This is a genomic window from Collinsella aerofaciens (genome assembly GCF_032584215.1).
GTDB lineage: Bacteria > Actinomycetota > Coriobacteriia > Coriobacteriales > Coriobacteriaceae > Collinsella.
Genome location: NZ_JAWHPN010000031.1, coordinates 15,536 through 32,065, shown reverse-complemented (window position 1 = coordinate 32,065; position 16,530 = coordinate 15,536). Strand labels below are relative to the sequence as shown.

Here is a 16,530-nt window from a genome sequence, read left to right as displayed (position 1 = left end):
GGAGGGATTGTCGCCAAACAAAGATCCGGGTGGGCGCTCGGGCAAATTCTCTGTTTGGCTGGGAAGAGCATAGCATTCGGGGGCCTTGCGGTCCCCGAATCATCACCTGTTATCTAAACTGTTAGAACTATAATACACGAATCATGAAGTAAGATAAGGCTAACCTTATTTTCTTGGCTAAGACGCATCTCTTCGGTTTTCGCTTATAGCGGCGCGAATCAGATGCTAGGCTGGAGCTGAAGAAGGAGCTTGGCGGACAGGCAGGTCGATACCGGTTCTCGGGACGGTGATCCAGTCAATTACACCAGGGCTCTAGTCATGCAGGTAAACCCAATCCATGACGGGAAATAGGTCCTTTTCTCTGGCTCGACGTCTTTCGGAGCTTGACGATTTGGACTGATGGAGGTGGGAAGTCCCCCACCGCGCCAATACCTGACGATTGCGCTACGGGCATCTCTCCGACCCTTTGAATCACCCCTTTTCACGCCACCCGCTACGAACCCCGGCGGAAACCAGGGAGTGATTAAAGGAGCGACTTGCGGTTTTGCGAATCAATTGAGTCATTCTCGAAATCGCGAATCAAGGGCCTGATTTGCCCAAATTGCGCACGAATCAGCCCTTAGGCGGTACGACGTGACACGCATCGACAACACTCGGACTGGATTAGTCACTGAGTGGTATTAACGGGAACTGGCTTTTGAACTCGCGTTTTGATACCGTCGAGTACCGCCTGATGCTGTTTCGGCGCCGCCATAGAGCAAAGCCACCAGCGAAATAACGGGAATAACAGCCTCCGGACCCTCTGGTTCGGAGGCTTTCTTTTTGCATGTCTGCCTAAAACAACTCCTTGCCAAAGCCCCTTGAGCATCGGGCGGCATTATTGAGTGTGGGCGTTTTCGTAGGTACTTTTGATTTCTTCCGGCAAATTGTCGGGAATCAGCGCCTTCAGTCTATCCTCGTTGCCATCCTGAATCGCCTGCTCGTAGTACCAGCATTTGAACTTCAACATGTCCAGCGCGCGGTTCATCTTCGCGATCTCCGACTCCATGTGGGTCTTCCGCTCCTCGAACATGGCCTTGCGCTTGGGATATGTCGATGGGCCCTCCGCACACCATTCCATGAACAGCCGGATGTCCTTGATCTCCATTCCGGCCTTCTTCAGGCATTCGATGACCCGAAGCGCCTCGAGTTCCGTATCGCCGAATCGGCGAATGCCGGACGTCCGCTCCAATTCCGGGAACAATCTCTGCTTGTCGTAATAACGCAGCGTGGAAACGGGCAGATCGAACATCTCCGCCACCTGTCCGATTGTGTACATGGTCCCTCCGGACAAATCTCGAATTTACTCCTTGACCTAAAGTTAGGTTTAGGTATTACCTTCATTCTCGTCAATATAAATTGGGAGCGCAAGGGATTTTCGCCAAAGGCGCACGCTTGCCGGAACGGTTTTCGCCGGCGGCGTGAACGACGTGGGTAATATCGCCGGGCACCCTGCTCTTGAGCAGGCGCGACGAATGGGCATGGGAATCTAGGCGGGCCACTTGGCCATGCGTAAACAGATTCGTGTCCAGAACCATCGATAGGAGGAAATCGATCATGGCAATTAAACAGACGGCGGGCAGAGACGCCCTGAGGGATTTTGCCCCCAAATTCGCTCAGCTCAATGACGATGTGCTGTTCGGCGAGGTGTGGAGCCGAGAAGACGGGCTTTCCCTTCGAGACCGCAGCGTGGTGACGGTGGTGGCCCTAATGGCGCAGGGGCTGACGGACTCTTCGTTCCAATATCATCTGATGTCCGCAAAGAGCAACGGGGTGACCAGGGCTGAGATAGCGGAAATCCTTACGCATGCGGCGTTTTACGCGGGATGGCCCAAGGCGTGGGCGGCCTTTCGCATGGCGAAGGAGGTCTGGGCGGATGGCGACGCCGCCGACGCAAGAGCTGAGCACCAAAACGAGATGGCCTTTCCTATCGGCGCCCCCAACGACGCATTTGCGAAGTACTTTATCGGGCAAAGCTACCTCGCGCCCCTTTCCACCAAGCAGGTCGGCGTCTACAACGTGACGTTCGAACCCGGCTGCCGCAACAACTGGCACATCCATCACGCCAAAAGCGGCGGCGGACAGATCCTCGTCTGCGTGGCTGGTCGAGGGCTTTACCAGGAATGGGGCAAACCGGCACAGGAGCTGTGCCCTGGCGATGTAGTAAATATTCCTGCGGGCGTAAAGCACTGGCACGGTGCGGCGCCCGACAGCTGGTTCTCCCATCTCGCGGTGGAGGTTCCGGGCGAGGAGACCTCCAACGAGTGGTTGGAGCCTGTGGACGACGAGGAATACCTTACAGCGACTAACAAGGAGGCATGAAGATGGAACAGTTGAATCTAGCGTAGGAATGGGACAAGGTGTTCCCCAAAAGTGACAAGGTTGAGTGCAGCAAGGCGACTTTCAACAACCGATACGGCATCACGTTGGTGGTCGACGTCTACGTGCCAAAGAACGTGAAAGGCAAGCTGCCTGCCATCGCCGTCAGCGGTCCGTTTGGCGCGGTGAAGGAGCAAACGTCCGGCCTTTATGCGCAGAAAATGGCGGAGCTGGGCTTTTTCGCGATTGCCTTCGACCCGTCCTATACCGGCGAGAGCGACGGTGCACCCCGCTATGTGGCATCGCCGGACATCAACACCGAGGATTTCTGCGCAGCGGTGGATTTCCTCTCTGTGCAGAATAGCGTTGACCTGGAGCGCATCGGTATCATCGGCATCTGCGGTTGGGGCGGCATAGCAATCAATGCCGCAGCCATCGACACCCGCATCAAGGCCACCGCGGCTATGACCATGTACGATATGACCCGCGTGACCGCAAACGGCTACTTTGACGCCGAGGATTCCGAGCAGGCGCGCTTTGAGAAGCGTAAAGCGCTGAACGCGCAGCGCACCGAGGACTATAAAAATGACAGCTACGCGCTGGCGAGCGGCGTGGTCGATCAGCTGCCCGATGACGCGCCGTAGTTTGTGGCGGACTATTACGACTACTACAAGACTCCGCGAGGCTACCATCCCCGCAGCCTGGGCTCCAAAGGCGGCTGGAATGTGACGTCCTCGCTGTCGTTTTTGAATATGCCGATTTTGCAATATAGCAGCGAAATCCGCTCTGCTGTGTTGCTGGTGCATGGCGAGAAGGCGCACTCCCGCTATTTCAGCGAAACCGCGTACAGCAAACTGACCGGGGACAACAAGGAGCTGCTTATTATCCCTGGTGCCAGCCACACCGACCTTTACGATCAGATGGACGTCATTCCGTTTGGAAAGCTGAAAGCGTTCTTTGAGGAGTATTTGAAATAAGGCGTGCCTTGATTCAATGCCAAGTCTCCAGCAACGATTCTTCTAAAGAGTGGGAGTAGCTGAAACGAGGCGATTGAATAGCTCCATCCGTTTTGGTTAAAACAAAAAATATGCCGCGCGCCTGCGGCATGAAGGAGGGAGATTCTTATGAATATCGTTGTGTTGAGCGGTAGCCCGCGCAAGGGCGCCAATACCGACACCATGGTCGAGGCGTTTGCCGAGACCGCGCGTGAGGGCGGCAATACGGTCGAGGTCGTTCGCGTTGCCAGCAAGAAGATCGCTGGTTGCCTGGGGTGTCAGTATTGCTTCGCCCACGAGGGCACCTGTGTGCAGAAGGACGACATGGCCGACGTGATCGAGTCACTGAAAGACGCCGATATGGTTGTCTTCGCTTCGCCTATCTACTGGTTTGATATCACTGCGCAGGAGAAGGCCGCCATCGACCGCCTGTACGCCTTCGGTGCTACGGGCTTCCCGTTCACCAAGACGGCCCTTTTGCTCGATAGCCACAGCGAGGGCGTCTATGATGCGGCGATTGCTATGTACAGGGCCACATGCGCGTACTGCAAGTGGGAGGACCAGGGCATTGTCACCATCAGCGGTATGACCGAGCGCGACAGCATGGCATCGTCGCCCAAGTTGGAAGAGGTGCGAGAGCTCGCTCGCAAACTCGCCTAAGGACAAGAAGAACGCATGGCAATCAGCGTTGGCGGAAAGCCTACTTCCCTTACCAAGAGGATTGCTGATTGCCATGCGTTGATGTCCTTATGGACAATCTCCGCGTGCTAGGAGACTTTCTCGCTCAGGAACTCCCTGAATGCGGGGATGTCAAAGCCAACGAGACCACGCCCACGTTCCCCGATAACGCCGTCCTCGAGGAGGCGGCGTTTGTATTGGCTTGCGTAGTTGCTGGCGACGCCCATGCGTTTGGCTATCTCCGAGGTCCTGCTGGGGCCAGAATCGGGCAGCATCGCGAGCAAAAACTCAATGTCTTTATCGGAAAGCTCCCGATAGGTCGTTTCGAGAATTCGATCGCGCAGCTCCATGCGGGCAAGCAGAGAACCCTGCTGTACATCAGGTGCACTGATTTTGGGCGAGTTCTCCGAAACATCCCATGTGCGATATCCGACGAGCTGCATCATATAGGGAAATCCGTCGACGGCCTTCACGGCATCCTCGAGCGCTTCTGGCGTGATTGAGCGGCCTCCGGCCTCAACGGTTTTGCGGAATGCGTTTGCAATTTCAACGTCAGTGATTCGTCCCAACTGATGATATTGGGAACGCCTGAGGAACGAGACGGAATCGTTACGCAGCAACGCCGATACTTTGTAGGGCAGTCCTGCCATGAGTAGGGCAACTTTTTTACCTTCGCGTACAAAGTGCTGGTAAACAGAGGCAAATTGAAGCATTTCTTCGAGATCGACGGTGACTTCATCGATGGTGATGAGAAGTCCGATGTCATGTTTTTCGAGTTGCTTAAAGATGCCATTCATGCGCGTGCGCCAGTTGCCCTGAGCCTCTTGAGCATATGTCCAATCGATGCCCACTGGGCCAATTTGAACACCGTTTATGCGCGCGTGAGGCTGTGAGAGGTGGCTATCTGCGGCTTCTTTGGTTCGCTCGATAATATCTTCGAGCATGCCTGGCATGGCGGAGACATTTGCTGCGATCCAGCCGTGTTCAAGCGCCGTTTCTGAAAGGAGCGAGAGAAGCGCCGTCTTGCCCGTTCCCCTTGCGCCAGTAAAAATGGTTGACAGGTTTGGATCTCCCGGGCCGTTGATAAAGCCACGGTTGATGTCACGCAGGATATGCTCGCGACCCGCTAGAAAGGGAGGGACGCTTCCGAACGTCGGGGTAAAGGGGTTCTTGCTGTACTCCATGGTGACTCCTTTGCAAGTTTTGCTAATTTTTGCAAGTTTTGCTAATTTTTGCAAGTTTTGCTAACAGCTGACCAAAGGGCATCGAAGCAGTGACGCTGACATTTTTTACGCAGAAAAATAAGCAGAAATCAATTTATCTGCGTTAAAAAATAGTTGAGAAGAAAAACGACGAGTCCCGGGCGCAATGCCGTTGCGTTCCGGGCCTCGTCGCTTTGAGAAGTATCTAACGGTCTCGTTGCCGTGGCACCTAGTCAAACAGGCTCGGCATGTCGTTTTCCTTCATGAGGGCACCGGCGGAGGGGAGGCTCTGCGCGGTGAACTTCTCGGCCGAGACGCCGGCGCCAAGAATCTTCTCGGTCGTGCCGACGGTGGTGACCGAGCGGCCCTTCTTGGCGGTAAAGGCCTGGACACCCTGCGTGTTGGTGGTCGTCTTGGTCTTGAGCAACGACGTGTTGAAGTTCATCAGGCGGTAGTCGCTCGAGACCAGCGCGATGTCGCGATCTTCCTTGAGCACCTGGGCATACAGCAGTTTGCTGCCGCCGTAGATGGCGTTCTTGAGGCGCTTGCGGTTGGTCTTGGTGACGTATCCAGAAAGCGCGACGCGCACCACGCGGCCGTTCTCAAAGACGAACAGCACGTCGGCCTTGTAGTCCTCGGGGTCGATGACCCAGATGACGCTCTCGTCGGGTTCCATCTCAAGATCGGTCGGCAGGTACGAGCCCAGCTGGGCCGACTTGGTATCCTCAAACGCCGCAACCTTGCACTTGTACACCTGGCTCTTGTTGGTAAAGACCAGCAACTCGTGGGTGTTGGAGGACGGGAACTCGATAAAGGGTTTGTCGCCGTCTTTGTACTTGAGCGTGGTCGCCTTCTTGAGCACGCGGTCCGTCATCTTCTTAAGGTAGCCATCGCGCGAGAGCATGATGGTGACCGGGTACTCCTCGACCTCGGGCTCCAAGCTTACTTCGATAACCTCATGGGGCTCGATCCTGCCCGTGCGGCGCGGCATCACATACTTCTTGTTGACCGCGGCCAGCTCGTCGCTGATGACCTTCTTGATGTTCTCCTCGCTGGAGAGGATCTCCTCAAGCTCGGCAATCTCGCCCTCAAGCTTAGCGATGTCCTTGGTGCGGTTGAGGATGTACTCCTCGTTGATGTTGCGGAGCTTGAGCTCGGCAACAAACTCGGCCTGGGTCTCGTCGATGTCGAAGCCGCGCATAAGGTTGGGCACGACCTCGGCCTCGAGCTTGGTGCCACGGATGATGGCGATCGCCTTGTCGATGTCGAGCAGGATCGCCTCGAGGCCGTGCAGCAGGTGCAGGCGCTCGGACTTTTTTCCCAGGTCAAAGTTAATGCGGCGACGCGTGGACTCAATACGCCACTTGACCCACTCGTGCAGGATCTGACGCACGCCCATAACGCGAGGGTAACCATCGACCAACACGTTGAAGTTGCACGAGAACGAATCCTGCAGCGTGGTCGAGCGATAGAGCTTGGCCATGAGCTTGTCGGGGTCGACGCCGCGCTTAAGGTCGATGGCGATGCGCAAGCCCGAGAGGTCGGTTTCGTCGCGGATGTCAGCGATCTCCTTGACCTTGCCCTCTTTGGAGAGCTTGACGATGCGCTCGATGATGACATCGGTCTTGGTGGTGTAGGGAATCTCGTAGACCTCGATGATGCGCTCTTCGGGAATCCAGCGCCAGCGGGAGCGGATCTGGAAGCTGCCAAGGCCGGTCTCGATAATCTTTTCCATCTCCTCGCGGCGGTAGATGATCTCGCCGCCGGTCGAGAAGTCGGGCATGGGCATGTACTCGAGCAGGTCGCAATCGGGATCCTGCAGGTAGTGCATCGTGGCGGTGCAGACCTCGTTGAGGTTGAAGCCGCAGATGTCGGACGCCATGGCGACGCCGATGCCCTTGTTGGCCGAGACAAGGATGTTGGGGAACGTGGTGGGCAGCAGGCGCGGCTCCTTCATGGCACCGTCGTAGCTGTCGACGAAGTCGACCGGGTCCTTGTCGATGTCCTTGAAGATCTCGGCGCTGATGGGGGAGAGCTTGGCTTCGGTATAACGCGAGGCGGCGTAGCTCAGGTCGCCCGAATAGTACTTGCCAAAGTTGCCCTTCGACTCAACGAACGGTGCGAGCAACGCCTCGTTGCCGGTTGCCAGGCGCACCATCGTCTCGTAGATCGCGGCGTCGCCGTGCGGGTTGAGCTTCATGGTCTGGCCCACAATGTTGGCGCTCTTCTGGCGCTCGCCCTTGAGCAGGCCCATCTTGTACATGGTGTAGAGCAGCTTACGGTGCGAGGGCTTAAAGCCGTCAATCTCGGGGAACGCACGCGAGACGTTGACGCTCATGGCGTAGGGCATGTAGTTGACCTCGAGCGTCTGCGTGATCGGCTGGTCGGTGACCTCGGAGTGCAGGCCGATGACGTTCTCGGCGTTGACCTGCTTTTTCTTTGGCTGGTTCTTCGTCTTCTTCTTTGCCACGATATCCTCTTGAACTTCTTATGGGCCGTCGTTATCGATTTGCTGCTACTGCAGGTCCAGCTGGTCCAGGTATTCCTTGCCGTGCTCGGAGATATGGCGCTTGCGGCCCGCTTCGTCGTTGCCCAGCAACAGGTTGAACATGGTTTCCATCTTGGTGACGTCCTCGGGCTCCACCTTGATCAGGCGACGCGTCTCGGGGTTCATGGTGGTGAGCCACATCATGTCCGGGTCGTTCTCACCAAGACCCTTGGAGCGGTTGATGGAGCACTTTTGGTCGCCAATCTCCTTGAGGATGCCGTTCTTCTCGAGTTCGGTGTAGGCAAAGTAGGTCTTTTCTTTGCAGTTGATCTCGTAGAGCGGCGACTCGGCGATATACACGTAGCCCTCGTCGATAAGCGTGGGCACCAGGCGATAGAGCATGGTGAGCACGAGCGTGCGGATGTGATAACCGTCGACGTCGGCGTCCGTACAGATGATGACCTTGTTCCAGTTGAGGTTGTCCAGGTCAAAGGCGCCAAGGTTCTTGATGCGCTTGTCCTTGATCTCCACACCGCAGCCCAGCACGCGCATGAGGTCCATGATGATGTCGGACTTAAAGATGCGCGGATAATCCTCCTTTAGGCAGTTGAGGATCTTGCCGCGGACGGGCATAACACCCTGGAACTCGGCATCGCGCGACGTGCGGATGGCGCCTGCTGCCGAGTCGCCCTCTACGATGTAGATCTCGCGGCGGCTCTTGTCCTTGGAGCGGCAGTCGATGAACTTCTGCACGCGGTTGGCCATGTCGGTCTTCTGCTGTAGGTTGGTCTTGATGCTCTGGCGCGTCTTTTCGGCGTTCTCGCGCGAGCGCTTGTTGATGAGCACCTGCTCCATGATCTTGTTGGCGGCATCTTTGTTCTCGATCAGGTAGGTCGAGAGGCGCTCCTTAAAGAATGTCGTCATGGCCTGCTGGATAAAGCGGTTATTGATGGCCTTTTTGGTCTGGTTCTCGTAGGACGTCTGGGTGGAGAAGCAGTTGGTCACCAGTACCAGGCAGTCCTGGACGTCCTGCCACTTAATGCCGCTCTCGTTTTTGTTGTACTTGCCCTGTTGCTTGATGTAGGCATCGATGGCGCTGGTCAGAGCGCTGCGGGCAGCCTTCTCGGGCGAGCCGCCGTTCTCGAGCCACGATGAGTTGTGGTAGTACTCCTGCATCATGAAGGTGCGCGAGAAGCACATGCACGCGGTGATCTTGACGTTGTAGTCGGGCAGGTCCTCGCGGTCGCGACCGCGGCGGTCGGCCTCGATAAAGAAAGGCTCAGTAAGGTAGTCGGTACCGACCTTCTCGAGCACGTAGTCCTCGATGCCCTTTGGATAGCAAAAATCCTCTTCGGTAAACTCGCCATCGTCGCTCTCAATACGCAGGCGGAAGGTCACGTTGGCGTTGACCACGGCCTGACGGCGCATGGTCTCGCGATACCAATCGTGGGGGATGCTGATGGAGGTAAAGACCTCAAGATCGGGGCGCCATTTGATGGTGGTGCCGGTACGGTCCTCGTCGCTGGGCTCAATCTCGAGTGCCTTCTTTTTGGCACCGACGACCTTGCCCTTCTTAAAGTGTAAGGAGTACTTGTTGCCGTCACGCCAGACGGTAACGTCCATGTACTCGGAAGCGTACTGGGTCGCGCAGGAGCCCAGGCCGTTGGTGCCGAGCGAGAAGTCGTAGTCGCCGCCCTGGTTGTTGTTGTACTTGCCGCCGGCATAGAGCTCGCAGAAGACGAGCTCCCAGTTAAAGCGCTTCTCGGAAGGGTTCCAGTCGAGCGGGCAGCCACGGCCATTGTCCTCTACCTGGATAGAGCCATCGCGAAAGGCGGTAAGGGTGATGAGCTTGCCGTAGCCCTGGCGCGCCTCGTCAACGGCGTTGGACAGGATCTCGAAGGCGGCATGCGCGCAGCCATCGAGTCCGTCCGAGCCAAAGATGACGGCGGGGCGCAGGCGTACGCGCTCCTCGTCCTTGAGCTGGCGGATACTGTCGTTACCATAATTTGCGGTGTTTTTTGCCATACTCGCTCTCTCGGTGCTCCTTTGCTGCGTTTAAGTCATATAGATAGTCAAGGTAGCATAGCCCAGCCCACAGACGATTCCAACCAACACGAAATCCATCGAACAATCGTTCGGAGTTCGATGGAGATTCGTTTACTCGGACAAAACCGAGTCGGCTCTGTCCGAGTAAGTTTGAATAGCGAATCGAAATTGCTATGTCCGCATAGCGATGGCGGATATGGTTTCCGTAATGACAGATATAGTTGACATTGGCTGATAGATGCAATATATATGTGTCATGTTGCAACGGATATCTGTCCATTACTACGAAAGGAACTCCATGCCGGGCAAAAAGAACCTACGCATGAAGGCGGCGCGCGCGGCGGTTGGCCTTTCGCAAGCTGACTTGGCCGAGGCCGTGGGCGTTACGCGCCAGACCATCGGCCTGATCGAGGCGGGCGGCTACAACCCCACGCTCAATTTGTGCGTGGCAATCTGTAAAGCGCTACGCGTTACGTTGAACGACTTGTTTTGGGAAGACGAGAGCGACGTCGACCCTGACGCTCTTTAGGAGTTCGCTATGAAATTTGAAGATTTAAAACTCGTGCAAAAGTGGCGTGAATATGCCGGCCCAAAGGATGAGCGCCTGGAGGCTGAGAGCGCGAAGATCTACAAGATTGGTTTCGTGCTGCTTTCGTTTGGCATGTTGATGATCTTTTTCTACCAGTTTATAGCTCGACAGGTTGCGTGGGTTCACAGCGACGCCAGTGAAATGCCGCATGGCTTTGCAACGCCGTTCGAGGCAGCCATGTATTTGTGGCTCGTTCTCGTGATGTTGATTTGCGCAGGACTGCAAACGCGGAAGGGCTATGTCGATACCAATCGTTTTGGGCAAACCGAGTATCTTCCTGTTGGATATTTCCTGCTTCTCAGCGGTCTTAGCGGCGCCGCGTTCGCGCTTGTTATTGCCGCAATGCGCTGTATCGCTGAGGCGCAGATCGTGCCGCTCGAAAGCGTCTTTTGGTTGGCGAACCTGGCCACGGGCGTGTTCTGCGGCGCGACGATTTTCGCGGCCACGTTTGCTGTCCTGTGCGCAACGTTTTTCACGGCGAAAAGACGCCGTGCCAAGCTCGAGGCAGAACTCAACTCCTCTGACGACATCTAATGCGTAATGGGCTGGCTCTGGGTATCCAGAACCAGCCCATTTGATGTTCGATGAGCCGAGTCGGCGTCTCTCACAAAGGTAACTGAGAGCTAGTGAGGCTTATCAGAATTGACCTCATCGGGGGCGACGTTTTCGAGTGCCGTGCGGCGGGCGCTGTAGGCGACAAGGCCGGCACCAGCTGCGGCGAGTGCTGCTGCGGCTACCGTAAGGGGAGCGTTGACATCGCCCGTGCCCGCAAGCGCGCCCGATTTTCCGGAGCGCTTGTTAGTGCCGTGGTCCTTGCCACTGCTGGAGCTGCTTCCGCCGGAGCCGCCGCCCTCGTCAGTACCGCCGCCACTCGAGCTACCTCCGCCGTCTGCTGTCACCGGGGCGTCGTGAAGTCCTGTCGTATCCGCGCTGTCGCATACGCCGACCTGAACTTCCGAGCGTTCGCATGCCGCGTCGGGCACATGAAGCCCGTGCAGTACGGCACCCAGCGCCGAGTTTGCGCCCGGTCGAATTTCCTCAAGCGTTACGGGATCGAGCGCCACCAGATTACGCGCCTTCGCATACAGTGTTACGCGTTTGCCCACTTCGTCGCTCCAACTCTCGGGAATGGCGAAGCTCATGCGGAACTGTGCCGTGCAACCCGGTGCCAGCACGGCGTTGCCGTTGTCGGCTACCAGCGGGTGCGTTGCAAAACGTGTGCCCAGCGTCTCGAGCGCGTACTTCACATGCGCCATGTCGTTGGCCGAAGCATCCTCGGCAAGCTCTGGATCGTAGACCGATGCCATGCGTGCGTTTATTCCGAATCCGATGGATGCGCTGGAGAACGGCTGGCTGGAGCCCTCTCGGTACAGATCGATCGTGCCGGCGGTCAGCAAGGTGTTGCCGTCGTTTCGCACCGTGACCATGAAGGATTCGCCTGCTGCCCCGGGCACCACCGCGCCCGAGGTAGCGACCGCGCCCGTCGGAGTGGCACACGCCACCAAGGGCACTTCGATGCCGTGCAGCTCCGCCTTGCTCTGCTCGGCACTCACAATGTGCGTGGCGAGCGCGGAGAGCATGCCTCCCGACGTCAAAAATGTCGTTATCTGATCGACAGGGTGGTCCAGCTCGCACATCACGAACGGCTCCGTGAACAGATCGCCTGCCAAGGTGCTGGCGAAGATGCGGAAGTGCTTGCCCATCACTGCTACCGGGTTGCCTTCTTCGTCGTAGGTTTGTCCCACCTTGCCATCGGTGTTCTCTACATAGAGCACGCACCTGCCGTTGTTGCTTACGCTAAACGATGCCGGGCCACAGCCTGCGGCACCCACGGGCTGCGTTGCAAATGCTGATGCGCCTCGCGTCCAAGTAATATGCTGCAGTTGCTCGTTGATGGTTGCCAAAAAGCCCGTGTGCTGCGGCCACGGCACCGCGTGGGGTACTGTGGCATCTGGCGACATAACGCCCCACCCCGCGATGGACTGGCCGATCACGGCGTACGATGCGCAGCCACAATCGCCTGCAGTCTCGTATGCAACGGGTACCACCATTTTGCCGTTGATATTCTCGGGCGCGCCGAGCTCGATGCTCGACGGTGCCTGCGGGAAGCGGAGAACTTGGCGGAACGTCAGGCTGTCGCCCGAAACGTCCGACCACAGGGTAAAGCACTCCAGCGCAACCTCGGCCTCGCTGCCGAGCGCCTTTTCTGCGGTGGTTCCGCGGCGGTGGAGGTAGGCGCCCGACAGGCGCCCGTTGACAAGTGTCTTGCCCACCGTGATGCGTGGGCACTGCAGGCAATGGTAGCCATCCTCCTGAAGGCGGCCGCGCGAGATGCTGCGCCACGACGTGTGCGATACCACGCGAACTCCGTCGTTGCTTATGCGCAGGCGCACAACGGACAGTATGCCGGCTGTGCTTGCCATATCGAAAAGGGTGTCGTCGCCGGCGGGGCGCTCGCCCGAGACCAGCAGCACGTAGGCGTCCTGGTTTCCTCTTCCGTCCGTATATTCCACTACGTCGAAGTCGTAATCGTATATGCTGTCGCGCTCCACGTCGCCCTCGCCAAACCCAAGGGGAAAGTCCACAGGCGTGGGAGCGGACCACGTTCCGTTTGCCTTTGTGTGTACCACCAGGCGCGAGCGACCATTGTCGCCGTAGCGCACCGAGGCGATACGGAACAGGCATTCTACGCCGGCAATCATTGCCAGCTTCATGTGGGCTTCGCTGAGCACGCCAGCAAACAGCACGTTGTCGCTCGAGGGCTTGATGCCGCCACGCTCGTCCTCCGACACGCCGGCAGAATCGGCGTTCGGGTCGGCAACGGTGTTCGTTGCCTGACCGATGTAGGTGTACTCATACATCGGCGCGGCGTTTTCGTCGTTCTCTATCAGCGCATGGACGAAATGCTCGATCTGTCCCGTGTCGTCGCTTTCTGCATCCGCCTCGAGCTCAATGCGCGTGACCGCTTGACCCCAATCGCGCACGACAGGCGCGGCGTTTACGGCAGTGGCCTTAACCTCGGCGCGTGCGAGCAGTTCGGCGTTGGTGACGATGGTGGCCGATGCGATAAATTGCGGCACACCACCCGCCTCGGCGTTGCCGGCCGAGCCGAAGCAGGCATCCAGCGTATAAGGCGTATCTCCATCCAATGCGAGCTCAGAGCGCTGGAGCACATACTGGTCGCCATTGTTCACCGACATATTCCACGAATCGATGAGTGTGGGCCACGACCCCGACCAAGCCTTGGTGGTCCACTTGAACATTACGAACTGGAGTATTACATCGACATCGACGTCTGCACCTACACGCAGTCGCGGAAGCTGGTGTCCATTTGCCTTTTCGTACCCAACGAACAGCGTGAGGGATGCGGCGCCGCGCACGGCAGACGAAGCGACGCCTGCAACGCCGGCGCCAAAGGTGACGGCAAGCCCGATCTGGATGGTGAACGAGCCCGACGTGTTTGAATAGTCGAGCGAAATGTTTTTAAAAAACGCCGCGCCGCTGCCGTGCGTGTGGGCACCCACGGCGAGCGCCAGTTTTGCCAGCACCCAGGGGTTGACGTTTAGGAAAAATGGCACCGGTCCTAGGGTAAACTGCTCGGTCCAATTGAGGTCGGTTCTTACCTGGAAGAGGGCCTTAATATTGCCGTATGCGGGGTCGTTGTTGTTACCCCAGGTTTTGCCCACCCAATCGTAGGCGAGCGAGCCGTACAGCTGTGTGGCGATATCCATCGTGAACAGCGGCGTGCAATGGTGGCGAAGGAGCTTGGTGTTTCTTGGATCGGTGCCCGAACCGGCACTCATCCTCTTGTACTGATTCCACTTCCCCTCCATCTCGTCGAGGTAGCGGTTTGCCTGCTTGGCGCCCGACTCGCGCGGCGATTTCTTCCAGTATTCCGGATCAGGGTTGCCCGAATCGTTCATATAGCTAGCTGGTTTGTACCCTCCGCCAAACAGCACGTATCCAGCAAACGAGAAATCGAACAGAATGGGAAATGTGGGCATCCAGCACGTGAACTTATTACCACCGATGCCGGGAAACGCCGCTGGGAAATCAAACGGAGTGACCTCTTGGTCCATGGTGGTGGGAATGATGGTGGTCGAGCCCGATTCCGCCTTTGCGGCCGGCGCGGTGACAACGGCCATAGGGGATGAGAGCGTGTAGGTTTTGCCCTGGTAGTCGAGGACAAAGCGCAGCTTGCACCCTTCTTCCAGAAGGCCCGATGCCGCATCAAGGAACTTGTCTTCGAGTGTGAACGTTGCCAGATTATCTGCGCCCGATGCGCTGGCCTTGATCTGGCCGATCTGCGTGACGGTTTCGGGTGAGCTGCCCGCAGCATGCGTCACTTTGTTGATGCGCAGCGTTGCCTGTCCACCCTGTGGCAGATGTGCCTGCACAGTAAAGGCATGCGTATCGGGCTGCTCGTTTGCCGTGTCGTCCTTCGGCAATGCCATAAACGTGGCGTCGGCGTACTGGATGTCCCATTCGTCGAACGTGAGCTGTCGAAAGTACGGCTCGCCATCGGAGAGCGGACGTGTGGGTGCGGTAATAGCGGTGCCGCCTTGGACACGCGCGAGGGGAATCTCGACATCGCGGTAGCCCGCCATGCTAATGGAGATGCCGCCGTTAAAGTCGTACGCGTCGAGAAGCGTCGCCTCGTCCACGTAGCCTTCCGAAAGCGGCGCGATCTCAAAGATGGCCGTGCCCTCGTCGTCGGTCGTGGCGGTGAGCTGCTTGCCCGCGGCATAACGCGACGCGAGCGTGACCTGGGCTCCCTTGATGGGCATATTCTTGTTGGCGACGTCGACCACGACCACACCAAACATTGTGCGCGAGAGAACGAGCACCCTGAAGGGGTCTTTTTCGTCGGCATAGGCTTCGGTAGCCACGAACGGCAATATGAAGGCGTTTGCGCTTCCCGGCACGCGCGGCAACATAATGCTCGCCAGCGAGGACACTCCGGCAACAAGTAACGAACGGCGATCAAGCATCTTTGGCTCCCATCCCGCAGGTATCGGTGGAAATAATCCAATTTTGCGAGAAGGCATCCTGTCACGGTAGTGCCGTCCGAGGGCCAAAATGTCCAATTTGAGCGAGCGGAGCGCCGGGGCTCCGGAGCGCATGCTGCGCTAGGCAGTCTGGTCGCTAACGCAACATATGCGCGACCAGCTCAGTGCGCGTGCCGATGCCAAGCTTTGCATACACACTGGATAGGCGGTTTTTGACAGTGCCCGGCGATACTCCCATATGGCGTGCGATTTCGGCGTTGGTCCATCCGCGGCAGGCGAGCATGGCCATGGTGAACTCTGTGGTCGTCAGGTCGTCAGCCACGTCCTCGCCCGAATCGGGGTTGTGGATGCGCCGCCAGCCGTAGCTGAATCGATACGTGATCTCGATGATACGTGCGAAGTCGTCAGGGTATTGCGTTTTTAGGCACGCCTCGATGAGCCCCTGTAAAAGACCGTGGTGCTCGCCAATGAGCTCAATAAGGCCGTCGGGACGCGCAATGTCCCAAGCGGCTCCGAAGTGTGCCTTTGCGGCGTCGATGTCCTTGAGGCTCATGCATGCCATGGAAGCTGCCAGGTGCAGGAATAGTTCCGAGATGGGATAGCTTCCCTGTTTCATAATCAGGGCGTTTTCCGCCATGCCCAGGCTGCGGCCGTATTCGCCGCGCAGATACAAGGCGTGCGCCATCACGTAGCTGGCAAATAGGCGCAGGCCTTCGGGCAGATGCGCCGCAAGCGGATAAAACTCTTCGGCAGAATACGGGGAAGGCAAGTGCAACAGGACGCTCGCGGCCGAGGCGAACAGGATATGCGTGGCGTGGATGGCGGGCGATTCTTTGTCGGCTGGCGTATCGAGGATGCCAGCAAGGCACCGGCGGGCGTCGGCGATACGGTTGAGCGACAGGCTGGCGTATCCGCAGATAAAGCATGCGGAATAGCGCAGCGCGGGATCGGTGGCGTCAAGATAGGGGCGCGCCGTCTTGGCAGCGAGGGCGGCCTGTCCGCGAAAGTACAGCGCTTCTGCCGTGGCGATGGCGCGCGAATCGGGGTTGGAAATGCCTGCAACCGCAGCGTCAATCTGCCCTGGCACAAAGGCGGTGCACATCAACGGCATGGGAACGCGTAGGTAGCCATCGCAGTCCATCTTCCATCTTCCATCAGGTGGCAA

The 16,530-nt window shown here is 57.8% G+C and carries 12 protein-coding genes; 6 read left to right on the top strand and 6 right to left on the bottom strand.

The features are described from left to right. Positions 1–877 precede the first annotated feature (877 nt). Positions 878–1,318, bottom strand: a complete 441-nt coding sequence (locus RX395_RS08750; RefSeq protein WP_316366996.1) for a MerR family transcriptional regulator — start codon at positions 1,316–1,318, stop codon at positions 878–880. A gap of 278 nt (positions 1,319–1,596) precedes the next feature. Here RX395_RS08750 and RX395_RS08745 point away from each other — a divergent pair, with 278 nt between their 5' ends. From RX395_RS08745 to RX395_RS08730, 4 genes are all read left to right on the top strand, one after another. Beyond that, positions 1,597–2,361, top strand: coding sequence for a carboxymuconolactone decarboxylase family protein (locus RX395_RS08745; protein ID WP_316366995.1), 765 nt, complete (start codon positions 1,597–1,599; stop codon positions 2,359–2,361). A gap of 38 nt (positions 2,362–2,399) precedes the next feature. Next, positions 2,400–3,002: an alpha/beta hydrolase gene (locus tag RX395_RS08740; RefSeq protein WP_316366993.1), complete on the top strand. Its 603-nt coding sequence runs from the start codon at positions 2,400–2,402 to the stop codon at positions 3,000–3,002. A 3-nt stretch (positions 3,003–3,005) separates the two neighbouring features. Further along, positions 3,006–3,335, top strand: coding sequence for an alpha/beta hydrolase (locus RX395_RS08735; RefSeq protein ID WP_316366991.1), 330 nt, complete (start codon positions 3,006–3,008; stop codon positions 3,333–3,335). Between the two features lie 147 nt (positions 3,336–3,482). After that, a complete protein-coding gene (locus RX395_RS08730) occupies positions 3,483–4,013 on the top strand; it encodes a flavodoxin family protein (protein ID WP_316366990.1) in 531 nt (176 codons plus the stop codon). A gap of 107 nt (positions 4,014–4,120) precedes the next feature. Here RX395_RS08730 and RX395_RS08725 read toward each other — a convergent pair whose 3' ends face one another. The 3 genes from RX395_RS08725 to RX395_RS08715 all read right to left on the bottom strand — a co-directional run bounded on the left by RX395_RS08725 (position 4,121) and on the right by RX395_RS08715 (position 9,746). Continuing rightward, positions 4,121–5,215: a P-loop NTPase family protein gene (locus tag RX395_RS08725; RefSeq protein WP_316366988.1), complete on the bottom strand. Its 1,095-nt coding sequence runs from the start codon at positions 5,213–5,215 to the stop codon at positions 4,121–4,123. A 247-nt stretch (positions 5,216–5,462) separates the two neighbouring features. Then, complete coding sequence (locus RX395_RS08720) at positions 5,463–7,703, bottom strand: DNA gyrase subunit A (RefSeq protein WP_316366987.1); 2,241 nt, start codon at positions 7,701–7,703, stop codon at positions 5,463–5,465. Between the two features lie 45 nt (positions 7,704–7,748). Next, complete coding sequence (locus tag RX395_RS08715) at positions 7,749–9,746, bottom strand: DNA gyrase/topoisomerase IV subunit B (RefSeq protein WP_316366984.1); 1,998 nt, start codon at positions 9,744–9,746, stop codon at positions 7,749–7,751. A gap of 319 nt (positions 9,747–10,065) precedes the next feature. On the opposite strand from RX395_RS08715, the gene RX395_RS08710 reads away from it, so the two are divergent. Both RX395_RS08710 and RX395_RS08705 read left to right on the top strand, forming a co-directional pair. Then, entirely contained in the window at positions 10,066–10,296 is a 231-nt protein-coding gene (locus RX395_RS08710; protein WP_055286736.1) for a helix-turn-helix transcriptional regulator, read from the top strand. Between the two features lie 9 nt (positions 10,297–10,305). Beyond that, complete coding sequence (locus RX395_RS08705) at positions 10,306–10,890, top strand: hypothetical protein (protein WP_316366982.1); 585 nt, start codon at positions 10,306–10,308, stop codon at positions 10,888–10,890. A gap of 89 nt (positions 10,891–10,979) precedes the next feature. Here RX395_RS08705 and RX395_RS08700 read toward each other — a convergent pair whose 3' ends face one another. Then, positions 10,980–15,347, bottom strand: coding sequence for a hypothetical protein (locus RX395_RS08700; RefSeq protein WP_316366981.1), 4,368 nt, complete (start codon positions 15,345–15,347; stop codon positions 10,980–10,982). A 154-nt stretch (positions 15,348–15,501) separates the two neighbouring features. Beyond that, positions 15,502–16,506 carry a helix-turn-helix domain-containing protein gene (locus RX395_RS08695; protein WP_316366979.1) on the bottom strand — a complete coding sequence of 335 codons (1,005 nt, stop codon included), beginning with the start codon at positions 16,504–16,506 and terminating at the stop codon, positions 15,502–15,504. Positions 16,507–16,530: the final 24 nt, after the last annotated feature.

Coding starts and splice junctions, on each gene's coding strand:
- RX395_RS08705 (WP_316366982.1), top strand. CDS start 10,306: ATGAAATTTGAAGATTTAAAACTCGTGCAAAAGTGGCGTGAATATGCC.
- RX395_RS08700 (WP_316366981.1), bottom strand. CDS start 15,347: ATGCTTGATCGCCGTTCGTTACTTGTTGCCGGAGTGTCCTCGCTGGCG.
- RX395_RS08750 (WP_316366996.1), bottom strand. CDS start 1,318: ATGTACACAATCGGACAGGTGGCGGAGATGTTCGATCTGCCCGTTTCC.
- RX395_RS08745 (WP_316366995.1), top strand. CDS start 1,597: ATGGCAATTAAACAGACGGCGGGCAGAGACGCCCTGAGGGATTTTGCC.
- RX395_RS08695 (WP_316366979.1), bottom strand. CDS start 16,506: ATGGACTGCGATGGCTACCTACGCGTTCCCATGCCGTTGATGTGCACC.
- RX395_RS08710 (WP_055286736.1), top strand. CDS start 10,066: ATGCCGGGCAAAAAGAACCTACGCATGAAGGCGGCGCGCGCGGCGGTT.
- RX395_RS08725 (WP_316366988.1), bottom strand. CDS start 5,215: ATGGAGTACAGCAAGAACCCCTTTACCCCGACGTTCGGAAGCGTCCCT.
- RX395_RS08730 (WP_316366990.1), top strand. CDS start 3,483: ATGAATATCGTTGTGTTGAGCGGTAGCCCGCGCAAGGGCGCCAATACC.
- RX395_RS08715 (WP_316366984.1), bottom strand. CDS start 9,746: ATGGCAAAAAACACCGCAAATTATGGTAACGACAGTATCCGCCAGCTC.